The sequence below is a fragment of the Alkalibacterium sp. AK22 genome, from assembly GCF_000585255.1.
In the GTDB taxonomy this organism is placed as follows: Bacteria; Bacillota; Bacilli; order Lactobacillales; family Carnobacteriaceae_A; genus Alkalibacterium.
In genome coordinates, this window is record NZ_JANL01000041.1 from 12,069 (window position 1) to 24,498 (window position 12,430).

9 protein-coding genes and 1 other RNA gene are annotated in these 12,430 nt (G+C 39.6%); all 10 read right to left on the minus strand.

Going from position 1 to position 12,430, the window contains the following annotated elements:
- Positions 1–25: 25 nt before the first annotated feature.
- Positions 26–2,626, minus strand: a complete 2,601-nt coding sequence (locus ADIAL_RS09260) for a DEAD/DEAH box helicase family protein (protein ID WP_034302871.1) — start codon at positions 2,624–2,626, stop codon at positions 26–28.
- Between the two features lie 472 nt (positions 2,627–3,098).
- Positions 3,099–3,713, minus strand: coding sequence for a recombinase family protein (locus ADIAL_RS09265; RefSeq protein ID WP_034302873.1), 615 nt, complete (start codon positions 3,711–3,713; stop codon positions 3,099–3,101).
- A gap of 398 nt (positions 3,714–4,111) precedes the next feature.
- Positions 4,112–5,083 (minus strand): tyrosine-type recombinase/integrase, encoded by a 972-nt coding sequence (locus ADIAL_RS09270; RefSeq protein WP_051503842.1) that lies wholly within the window; start codon positions 5,081–5,083, stop codon positions 4,112–4,114.
- A 145-nt stretch (positions 5,084–5,228) separates the two neighbouring features.
- Positions 5,229–5,593: a transfer-messenger RNA gene (gene ssrA, locus ADIAL_RS11265) on the minus strand.
- A 757-nt stretch (positions 5,594–6,350) separates the two neighbouring features.
- Positions 6,351–7,280 (minus strand): 2-dehydropantoate 2-reductase, encoded by a 930-nt coding sequence (locus ADIAL_RS09275; RefSeq protein WP_034302874.1) that lies wholly within the window; start codon positions 7,278–7,280, stop codon positions 6,351–6,353.
- A gap of 88 nt (positions 7,281–7,368) precedes the next feature.
- Positions 7,369–8,346, minus strand: coding sequence for a PTS sugar transporter subunit IIC (locus tag ADIAL_RS09280; protein ID WP_231492156.1), 978 nt, complete (start codon positions 8,344–8,346; stop codon positions 7,369–7,371).
- A gap of 502 nt (positions 8,347–8,848) precedes the next feature.
- A complete protein-coding gene (locus ADIAL_RS09285) occupies positions 8,849–9,811 on the minus strand; it encodes a 2-dehydropantoate 2-reductase (RefSeq protein WP_051503843.1) in 963 nt (320 codons plus the stop codon).
- Positions 9,812–9,831: 20 nt separating this feature from the next.
- Positions 9,832–10,878 carry a PTS sugar transporter subunit IIC gene (locus ADIAL_RS09290; RefSeq protein ID WP_034302876.1) on the minus strand — a complete coding sequence of 349 codons (1,047 nt, stop codon included), beginning with the start codon at positions 10,876–10,878 and terminating at the stop codon, positions 9,832–9,834.
- 278 nt (positions 10,879–11,156) lie between these two features.
- Entirely contained in the window at positions 11,157–11,840 is a 684-nt protein-coding gene (locus tag ADIAL_RS09295) for a histidine phosphatase family protein (protein ID WP_034302878.1), read from the minus strand.
- Between the two features lie 128 nt (positions 11,841–11,968).
- Positions 11,969–12,430, minus strand: coding sequence for an SsrA-binding protein SmpB (smpB, locus tag ADIAL_RS09300; protein WP_034302880.1), 462 nt, complete (start codon positions 12,428–12,430; stop codon positions 11,969–11,971).

A 12,430-nucleotide genomic window follows, 5' to 3' on the forward strand; every position in this document is an offset into this window, starting at 1 on the left:
TTTATCGTATTTTCCAAGGTGGAAATTAATCTAATTCGTTTAGTTCATATTGTTTAACTAAGTCGATATAATCCTTTGGTGTTACTTTGCTTTTAACTAATTCCTCTTTAGCATATTCTCTCCAAGTCATACTACCTTCAGAAGTATAGTTTTTCTTAATAGTCTTGACTACAGCTAATGCCCGTTCTGCAAAATCAATAATTCTTACTTTGTTCAAATAATAAATTCCATCTGCTTGAACTTTTGCAATATTATCGATCTTATTAGCATTAGTAATAAAAATATTAAGTATGTCAGCATCCTCATCTAAATTATCAATATGCTCTCTTATCCAGTTAGGATGTCCGGCAGATTCTCTAACATCTTTAAGAGGAATTATCTTACTATCACTCTCATAAATTTTACTCTCAGAGACTATACATAATTTTTCATTTAATACCCACCAAGGGTCAGGTGCCCCACCAGATTCAGCATTGCCAGCATCATAACCCAAGAAATTGCCTAACTTCTCCATTCCCTCTTCAAACTTGACTCCCTTGTCATTTAACAAAGAAATAATGTCATGTGCTTCTTGTTCTATTATACTTGTCTTTCTTGTTACTCTAATCTTTGATAGTGAAGATTCAATTCTATCAACTACACTTCCAACTTCTGATTCTTCTATTTTGTCTGTAAAGCTTACATCTTTATCTTTAGTTTTTAAATTTCTGAACCAAGTTATAGTGTCTGAGTATCTTGCTGCATTATCGTAATATTCATTAGCCTTATTTTTATAGACAGGACCCCCATGCTCTAAGTAAAGCAAATCATAAATACTTCCCATAATATAATTCCAGTACTGTCTGTAACCTCCTAGACTTCTAGCATTTAATTCTTTAATAATTTTTTCCACTACCTCTAGTGCTTCAAGGAACTCATTCATCCACATATGATACTGATACTCAACTTCAAGTTTTGCAACCTTATATAATTGTTCATACACAGAATTGTCATTATCAGTTTTTCTATATTCATTTCTCTTCTTTATTATCTGGCTCTCAATTTCATCCCAATCACCACTTTGAGTCAGTCCCAGATTAGCAATATCAACTAAATCATCAATATCTCTTGCAGAAGCACTTACGTCTAAACCAGTTTTTATTTCAGCTCTTAACTCTGGAGCAAAAAGCTTTTGTTTATCCTTAGAAAGCATTATATTTTCTAAATCTCTCCCAGTAATCATTACTACAGCGTAATCATTAGTGCTTCTAGTACATCTGCCTGTTGCTTGAGTAATTCTTGTCTTTAGTCTTTCGTTATAAAGAATTGAAGTAGAAAGTCTATAATTAAAAAATTTTTCTTGAAGATGTCTACCTGTCGGTAATCCTGATAATAATAAAAAGTGGCAAGCATCATCTTGCAAATTTAATCCGTCATACCTATTGGCCAATATAGCAACTGCATTTTCATCATTTTCATATTCTTCGATAGAATTCTCTAACTGTTTGGCATTGTATAATTGAATGTTAGGGTCTTTCTCACTAATTTTAGATCTAATTTCCTCTGCTATTACATTTCTTTCAACAAGAATTAAACCTCTTGGGGTTTTAGATTTTATCTTACGAAATACCTCATAGTTTTGTTCAGTTGGAAATTTAACATTGGGAAAAATAAATAACCTTCTCCCTATACTAGGAATGCTTTCCTTTTCTACAGAAATTCTATTTATTCTCCCAACCCCTACTGTCCTTTCTAATTCACCAGAATTACCCAATGTTGCTGACATATAAATTCTTTGCTTTGCATTTTTAAACGGTTTGTGCTTTAAGGTAGGGGGAATGTAGGGTCTAATTACTATATCTTGTTTACTGAGGTATATATTACAGATATTTAGTTTGTCTTTGATGTTTTCCCATGGATAGAATAAATTAGTGTTTTGGACTTTAGTATTAATAATTTCATACAAATCGTCAATAATTATATTTTGCTTTGCCATTGGAACCAAATCATTCCAACTATCATCTGAGCTTGGACTACTCTCCTCAACAAGTCTTTTATATGAGGCATTGTTAATTACAGATTTTAAGCTTTCACTTAAAGCTATAAAAAAATCAGAATGCTCATACTTATTAATATTTAGCGTCCAGTTACTGGCAATATAATTTTCCGAACTATGTGAATCATCAAAAATGAGAATATCAGATTCACTAAAAAAACTATTTATGTTAAAAATAGAACTGTAATTTGTCACAGCTATTTTCTTACTACTTAAATAACTAGTTATTTCTTCTGAACCATAGTTTTCTTTAGAACCAGTAAAACCTACAGCGTCAATCCCATATTCATTAATTGCTTTATCTACCATTTGATTAACAAGTTGATTATTCGGACATACGTACACTACCCTTTCACCTTCTGTTATTCTTCTAAATTCTCCTATTAACAAACCAACTAAAGTTTTTCCACTTCCAGTTGGTAATTCCAGAGCCACATCTTTTTTGTAAAAGCCTTCATTCATATATTTATCAACCATTTCTGACTGATAATTTATAATTCCTTTAATTTTCTTTTTCTTATAATCTATATACATCTCTTGTGGGCTAAAATAATTAATAGTTGTTTCTTCTTCGAATTTAAATCTTGACATTACATTCTCCCCCTCAAGTATAAGCGCTAGTTTTGATTGAAATAATTAAACTCATATAAACATGTATATGAAAATTAATAAAGATCGTTACTTGAGAAGTGTCGTTAACAACTACTTACTATTCTATGAAAGTAAACTATGAGTAGTTTATTATTGTAACCGTTATTAACGAGACTAATATAAGCCAATCTTATCAATCTGAATAATATTAATTAGTACAGAATCACTTTATTATTTCTAATAATCCTATAGTTAAAATTATATCATATATAATATTTTTCATTTGGAAAAACGATAATTTTAAACTAACGATGAAAATATACTAATACCGTACTCTATAACACTGAATAGCAGCAATTTTAAATTGATGCACCATAGTATATACTTTCTCACTTCTGGAAAATCTCTCAAAATGTTACTCGTAAACTAATTATTAAAATAAGCAAATGTAAACTTATAAACTTTCCAGCACCTAACTAGTTTTAATTTTTCTGAGTCCATCATCTACTTCTTTCTTATGTTGCTTCTTGATTCTTTGCAATGTACTTTTACTAATACCCGTTTTCTCTTCGACCTGTTTGTAGCTATTTTCATCAAGCAGTTCTAGGGCATGCAAATATTTACTAGTCAGCTTTCTCTTTGGTCTGCCCTCTTTATAATTTGAGTTATTCTTTTTAGCAAACTCTTTACCAGATTGAGTACGCTCTACGATCATGTCTCTTTCAAGTTCAGCTACTGATAAAAGTATAGTATATATTAATTTACCAATACTAGTGTTCTCTATTTTCCCAATGTTAAGTACATTGATTGCTACATTACTTTCCAAAAGCTGCTCAATTATTGTTAGAGCTTCTCTAGTGTTCCTAGCTAGCCTATCTAACTTTGTTATATGAATAGTATCTCCAACTTTCAATTTGTCCATCAATATGTTGAATACTGGCCTGTTGGTCTTTGTGCCTGTACACTTCTCTGAGTATATATTCTCTTTTAGGACACCTGCATCTGAAAGTCGGTTTATTTGGTCTCCAAGTGATTGACCTTTAGTTGATACTCTTGCATAGCCATAATCCATTGTAATTTCCTCCATTTCTAAATTATTAAATGAACATAAGTTTCTGAATACTCTGAGAGCCTTTAGATTTAACTATTTCTTATTATTAAGTTCAGTAGTCATAAACTGTTAAGTTTCTGACTATCGTAGTGCATTCTAAAGTAGTGTTAGTAGAATAGATGTTTAATTCCCATAGAAATAGCCGTCTACATAATTTAATCCCTAATTAAACCTACGGGGTTAAATTACTCTAAAAGTTCAATTATTTATCTGATTACCGCTTTAAGTGCCCAAATCCACACAGAAATTTAAAAAAATAATAAATTTAGATTAAAAGAACACTAAACACCTAAAATAATAAGGTGGAGACGTAAAACCTTTTAAACGTTAGACTCTTAATATCTCCACGTTTTTAGGGGTGTTAACGTAGCCAATTATTTATTTTGGAATTCTCTAAGTCCTTCGATCAATTCTTTCTCTGAGATGTCTAAATATCTTGTTGTGACCTCTAAGCTACTATGACCTAGTGCTTTGCTTATTAAAGCTATATTTGCTCCAGACTTCAATAAATTTGTCGCAAATCCTCTTCTTAAACCATGGGGACTAATATTTTCAATATTGTATTTGTTAGAGTACTTAAATAGTCTTTTTTGAATTGTATTTGAATGACCGCCACCAACACATATTCCTTCGCCAATACGACTAATAAAAAGATAATCATTGTGTACATTGTTATGATTTCTGATTTTGCTATTTTGAAATATCAATAACTGTAATAGCTGGGATAATTGATTATCAATTGGTAATGCTAGCTTTTTGTGGTTTTTCATTATAGAGCCATCTAAATAAATAATATTCTCAGAAAAATCAAAGTGTTTTTCTCTTACTTGCATCATCGTAGAATTTCTAATACCCGTTCTGTACATCAATAAAATTGCAGCTGCATCACGCAACCCAAAAAAATCATTTAAATTCAGCGTAGATAGCAGCTTTTGCACATCATTTTCATTAGCCCCATGTTTTTGCTTTATATCTATTCTTATTCTGACATTCTTCCAGTAATTATTTTTAAAGTAATTCATATCATACAATCGATTTAAACTAGCTTTTAAAGACTTTAACCTAATATTCTTAGTAGAATCCGATACTTTCATACTGTCCAACCAATCATATATCGAATTTGCATCTAGTTTTGATACCTCATAAGTACTTTGGGAGTTACAATACTGAATGTAATGTTTATACCATTTTAAATAATCATGTATTGTTCTCGATCTAAGGTTTTCCATCCTTAGTCTAGTTTCTAGGATATCAACAAAAAATTTTAACTCGTTATTCTTATTACCAACATTTCCAAACTCAATAGAATCTTCTCTTCCAGTTAAATCAACAGTATAAAGCCCCATATTACCTCTCTCCTTTGCTTTTTTATAATCACACTCAGTAATCCTTTTTCGTCTAGTCCGTCTCCCTAAAAGGATATTTAAGGCTATTCAGACGACAAAAAAGGCCAGAAACACTGATTTATCAGCACTTCTGACCTAAATTTTAATATGGAGTTGAGGGGAGTCGAACCCCTGTCCAGACACATTGCCACTCAAGTATCTACGTTCATAGTCTTACTACTTAAATTCGCTAAGCATTAGCCGTAAAACAGGCATCATGCGCCGCTAGTCTGATAATCTCTTTCTGTTCCTGCAGACGGGAGGAACAGACGTATCCCACTTAATATAGGACCCGGTGCCGAGCACATGGGCGATGCCGGTCGGATCACGCTAAGCTGTTATTACGCAGCTAAAGCGTAAGAGTTATTGTTATTGTTTGCAGTTAGTTTAACTGTTGACGTTGATGCGCAGCCGTCACCTGCAAAACGCAACCCAAGCTCAATCTATGCCTGTCGAATCCGTAACAACCCCATTTTAAAAGTAGAACATCTCCTGTTCTCTTTTTATTATAGCATAATCTGTCTTATAAAGAAAGAGTGTTCGCTTTCCCCGCTCTTTTTACCTCTTGTGCCTATTTCGGGGAGAGTAATTTACTATTTACAGTTTGATAGTTTTTTTCAGACGTAAGCTATACGGAGAAAAGCGAACAGGCGCCTAGTCGCATCGCCTTGATCAAACAGTGTCCTGTTCCCAATAGTGTGGGGCCAGCAGTGGGGGCAGCATAGAAAAAACGGATGATGCATCCGCGTATTCATTGCTTTTTTCTTTATCCACAAAAGCCAAACTTATAGCGATGAGTCTTTTATCATGATGCGTTTCGCTTTGTTCACGAAAAAGCGATGATTAGCCCTAATCGTCATGTCTACTGCCTCGACTGTGCTGTACTTGTGACAATTATCCCTAGTCATGACAAGTACACACTGATCAAGTCTGTACTTATAACAAAAACTAAACAGTCTACTGCACTCATTTGATTGTTGTCATTTTAGGTTGTCATGCTGGATGTCGCTTTTCGCCTTGGCAAAAATCAACGACTCTGAGCGTTCAATCAACTGATTGACAATAAACTAGGCTGACTTTTTCCAATGATAGACCCATCGTGTCAGCTCAAACACGACCCAGTATAGAACCAAAAAAAGACCCAGCCTGCAGGCAGCTTCAGGCCCTTTAAAATACTTAAGAGCCTAAACGTTGTCTGAAAGCAAGGTCTTTCGGTCTTTCACTAAACTTACCGGTTGATCCCCAGGATATCTTCCTTGGCATGGATTAAATCAGTGATTTTCTGGCAATTGGGTGCATAAAGACCCAATTTTCTGGATGCTTCAGCGACTGCGCCATTTAAAAAATCAATTTCTGTCGGACGCTTGTTTGCCAGATCCTGATGCATGGATGGGTAATGCTCTCCCACTTGTTTTGCAACATCATTCAGGTAAATGATCATCTCATCCACATCAATGGCGATACCGTCCTGCAATTCTGCAACTGCGGCAAACTCGGATACGATTCCTCTGAGCATCGATTCTATGGTCGATGAGGCAAAGACTTTATCGATTGTCGTGTCCAGAAGCGCACACAAAGCATTCATGGTTCCATTCACACAAGCTTTACGCCAGGTTGTGTAAGTGACGTTCTCGCTGTACACACCGTACAAACCGCTCTCTTTAAGCATATCGACGATATCAAGCGCCGCCTGTTTTTCTTCTGGATGGCTGTTCTGTAACTCAACCGGTCCCTGACCGTTTAGACGGGTTACTCCCGGTGCTTCGATGCCCGCTGTCCAGACTGTAGTCCCCATGATGATGTTGCGCTTGTCCACAAAAGCCTGGAGCGTTTCATGGTGGCCCAGTCCGTTAAGTAAGCAGACAATCTTAGTGTCTGGACCAATTAAATGGGCGATACTTTTCATCATTGCTTTCAGTCCCATGGCTTTTGTAAAGACAAAGATAATATCCATCTCTCCATCAGCTTCTTCCGGCTTGCAGACTTTCATCTGCTGGTTTCCTTCGGTTCCGTTGACAGAAACGGTCAGTCCCTTGTCCTTGATAGCCTGGATATGGTCTTCCCAGTAATCCAGGAGCGTGACGTCCTGTCCATTTTTCTGAAGCTGATAACCAAATCCACATCCGAGTGCGCCTGATCCGGCAATTGCAATTTTCATCGATCTAATCCCCTTTTACTAGTTCGTTGCCGGTACAAATTTGAAAATCTCATCTTCGTAGATTTTCAGTACCTTATATAATAATACATCAACTAGCAAGGCTCCGCCAAATGGAATGACAAAATATCCCATGATGACGGCCCACAGGGGGGGCACCCATTTGTGCAGCCTGGATTGGACCAATCAGGCCGATGATTCCAAAACCCGCTGTTTCAGGGACTCCCTGCAGGTTCAGCATGTAGACGCCAACACCTGATATAATGGCATTGATAATGATTGGCGCCACCAGCATCGGATGCTTGATCACGTTGGGCATCATCATCTTCATGGCTCCAAGCAAAATCGCCAGGGTGGTCCCTTTTTCATTGACACGCTTGGAACCTAGGGCCAGAACAGCTGTACAGGCTGTGATTCCGACAGCCGCTGCTCCGGCACCCAGTCCGTTGATTCCAACGGCGATACCAATCGCTACTGTCGAGACCGGCGAAACAATGATTAAAGAGAAGGCTACCGTGATCAGGACAGCCATTAAAAGCGGCTGCAAAGTCGTGAAGATGTTAATCAGATTGCCGATTGATTGCGTGACGAGGCTGACGTGCGGCAATGTCAGCCATCCCAAAGTCCCGATTCCTCCAGCAACCAGGATTGGCAGCAAAATAAGATTCAATGACCCCAGGCGGCTATCCAGCCAGTGTGTTAGCCAGACAGCCGCTCCGGCCATCAGCATTACATTGACCAGGTCTCCCATGCCGATGAGACTGGTCCCGGCCTCGCTAGCCGTGTAGGCACCGGACCCCAGGAACGTTCCGGCTCCAATGACGGTACTCTGCATCGGATCCAGCTTGAACTGCATCGCAACCAGCACACCGATCAGTACCGGTGTCAAGAACTGCATGGTCTCCACCACTGTACCCATTGTCTGAAATATCGAGGCATAAGGTACGAGAGCCTGGAAGATACCGCCCAGAATGGCATTGGGAATGAGCCCGATTACAATCCCGCTTGCTGTCCCCGCTAGTACTTTATTCAAATAGTCCTTGAAACTGTATGACCTTGTTTCTACCATGATAACTCCCCTTTAACTATAGCCTCTCAGCTTTTTTGTGTTGGTGACGATTGTATCATAAATGTACATCGAATCCAGCAATTTTCATGAGAAAAATGAGATTTAATTAAAACTAAGTCTGTTTATCTCTCATTATAAATTAATCAAGTGCATCAGCCCGCCACTGACGGGCCTTTATTACAGGACGGCTAAAGGTTTTTCTTTTTTGTGACATTTATCAGCCGACTGTAAACGCAAGAGCTGTAATGTTTAAAAGAAGGCCTCTCTTTCGGCTTTCTCATGCGGTCAGCTGCACTGGCTGGGTCAAAAAATCCCTATTCGGCAAGCTCAGCGCTGGCTGGGTATACACTTGACTAAAGGGCCTTTTTGCTTAAACTGCTCATAACAAATACGACCATGAGTTGTCTGAAGCATAGAAAAATGCACCATGAGTGAATCGAACTTTTCCACTCAGGGTGCATGCTAATTGTTTTACTGAACTGACTGATACTAATAACTGGAATCAGCAGACAGGAGATGTCCGTGAAAATTTTGGAAGTTCTCTGATGCCTAAAATATCCTCTTTTGCATGGATCAGGTCAGTGATTTTCTGACAGTAGGGAGCCTGAAATCCTAGTTTCACTGAAGCCTGAGCCACTGCACCGTTCAGGAAGTCAATCTCGGTCGGCCGTTTGTTAGCCAGATCCTGATACATGGACGGATAGTGTGCCCCCACTTTTTCAGCGACCGCCTTCAGGTAGCGGACTGTTTCTTCCACATCCAGCTCAACGTCGTCCTGCAGCTTGGCTGCCTGCGAAAACTCGGAGACGATGCCATTGAGCATGGAGTCAATCGTTGAAGACTGAAATACTTTTTCGATTGTTGCATCAAGCAGTGCACACAGCGCATTCATCGTCCCGTTGACACAGGCTTTTCTCCAAGTTGTAAAGTTGACATTCTCACTGTAAACACCGTTCAGGCCGCTGTCCTGCAGCATCTGGACAATCTTTTGAGCACTGTCTTTTTCATCGGGATGGCTGTTCTGCAGCTCCACCGGTCCCTGACCATTGAAATGTGTCACGCCGGGAGCATCAATCCCCGCTGTCCAGACTGTGGTCCCCATGATGATTTGCTTTTTATCTACAAACTTTTGTAAGGTCTCTAAATGTCCCAGACCATTCAGCAAGCAGACAATTTGGGTCTGTTTGCCGATCAGATGACGAATACTTTCCATCATCGCTTCCAGACCCATGGCCTTTGTAAATACAAAGATTACATCCATGGTCTCAGTTGCTTCATGGGGTCTGCAGATAGCCATATTTTCCGTTGCTTCAACTCTGTTGACTGTTATCTTAAGCCCTTGAGAAGCGATAGCCTCGATGTGCTTGCCCCAGTTGTCCAGCAAGGTCACAGACTCGCCATTTTTTTGCAGCAAGTATCCAAACCCGCATCCCAGTGCTCCTGATCCTGCAATTGCTATTTTCATATCGTTTAATTCTCCTTTAATTAATTGGCTGCTGGTACAAATTTGAAAATATCATGTTCATAGACTTTGAGCATTTTGTTCAGTAATATGTCGATCAATACAGCCCCACCAAACGGCAACACGAAGTATGCGATAATAACTGTCCAGAGTGGCGCACCCATTTCAACAGCCTGGATTGGTCCGACCAAGCCGACGATACCAAAACCGGACGTCTGCGGCAGTCCTTGAATGTTGAAAAGGTAAGCCCCCATACCCGAAAGGATGGCATTAATGATGATTGGTACAACGATTCTTGGATGTCTCACTAAGTTAGGCATCATCATTTTCATGGCTCCAAGCAGAATGGCCAGCGTTGTTCCTTTTTCATTGACTCTTTTAGACCCGACAACCAGTACAGCGGTACAGGCGGTAATGCCCACCGCAGCAGCCCCAGCTCCTAGGCCGGTGATGCCGATGGCAATCCCGATCGCTACAGTTGAAATGGGTGAAATAATCAGCACTGAGAAGGCGACGGCAATTAGAATGGCCATCAGCAGCGGCTGAAGTGTCGTGAAGGTATTGATGATGCTTCCGATAGTTGAAGTGACCAGACTCACATAGGGAAGAGTCAGCAGGCCGACAGTCCCAATTCCTCCTCCAACGAGGATAGGTAGTAGGATCAGGTTCAGAGAACCCAGCTTGCCTTCAAGAAAACGCGTGGCGAAAACTGCTAGACCGGATATTAGCATGACATTCACCAGGTCTCCAATACCAACAAGAGTAATACCGGCTTCTGTCACCGCATAAGCACCTGAACCGAGAAAGGTCCCTGCCCCGATGATTACACTCTGCATGGCATTCAGCTTGAACTGATTCGCTACGAGCACACCAATCAGGGCCGGTGTAATAAACTGCATGGTAGAAACGACGGTCGCCAATGTCTGAAAAATCGATCCGTATGGTATCAGTGCCTTGAAGATTCCGCCTAAAATGGCATTTGCGATTAACCCGATCACAATGCCGCTGGCTGTTCCAGCCAGGACTTTATTGAGATAGTCCTTAAATGAGTATTGTTCTTTGTTTAACATGTCTACATCCCCTTAATCACAATGTATATGTGTTTTCTTTTCACTAACATGCTCATTATATCACATAAAAAGTTTTGTTTTCAGAAAATTGCATGAAAATAATTAAGGGTTCTTAAATGTTTGCCTATGATAATCTCATAGAGCCAACTCTATCTGTTCAGTTTTTCTTTATATATAAAAAATAGAGCTTCCTGTCTTTGCTGCCTATCTGTCAGAAGACAGGCAATAAGAACAGAAGCTCTGATGAATTATATAGGGTTGTGTACAGCTACAGTCGACTAGTCGTCTGCGTCAGTGAAGTGGGACACATCATTATATTTTTCCAGATGATACAGACCTTCGTCGTAACGAGCTACGGAGACACTGGCATTTAGCAGCGATTTAGTTTCAGTCAAATCCGGGATCAAGTTTTCCAGAATGTAACGGATTGTTCCTCCGTGAGCAACCAGCAGAATCGTCTCTCCACTATCCCGATGCTTGTCAATCAGTTTTAAGAGACCCTGTTCCACCCTGGACCAGAACATCATAAAGTCTTCCGCATGCTTTTCAGGGTCTGCGGCATGAAAGGCATTCATGCGTTCAGCAACATCCGTATTTATGAACATCTCTTTAGTGGTTTCATAACCCAGATAGTCACGGATTTTCGCGTAGGCATCGGATCCATACCAGCCTTCCATCGATCCAAAGAACACTTCCCGGAATTCGGGCATCTGAATCATATTCATCGTATCGAACTGTCCATTTTCCTGAAGGATCAGAGAGGCTGTTTCCTGGGTCCGTGAGAGATCACTGGTGTAGACAGCGTCAAACGTTACCCCTTTCAGACCGCGCCCACAGCGTCTGACATCCTCTTTTCCGTGTTCAGTCAGCGGTGTATTGCTCCACCCCTGCATTTGTCCATAATAGTTGAAGTACGTTTCCCCGTGCCTTACAAAATAGATTGTTACACCATTGTTAGCCATTGTCGCTCCTCACTTTCATCAGTCGTCTTCTTCCATTCTATCAAATTGATTGGACTTATTCGACAGAGAATGCCCCAAACACATAAAAACACGTGCTGAACGCTCATTCAGCACGTGTCTGTGTCATTTTAATAATTTTCTTTCAGTGCGCGTCTGACTTGACGGTCCTGATCACGGCGCTTGATGGTCTCCCGCTTATCATACTGCTTCTTCCCTTTGGCCAGTCCGATCAGTACCTTGGCAAAGCCGTTCTTGATATAGACTTTTAAAGGAACTAGAGTGATCCCACCCTGCTTTATTTCTCCAGTCAAACTGTCAATCTGCTTTTTCTTCATTAGCAGCTTTCTCGGTCTGACAGGATCATGATTGAACTGATTCCCCTGCTCAAAAGGCGAAATATGAACATTATACAGCCAGATTTCACCATCTCTGATACTGGCATAGCCGTCCTTTAAATTGATACGACCGGCACGGATCGACTTAATTTCTGTTCCTTTGAGAACGATCCCCGCTTCGATGGTATCCAGTATCGAATATTCATAGCGCGCCTTTCTGTTCTGGGCAATCAACTTGCCTTCACCTTTAGGCAT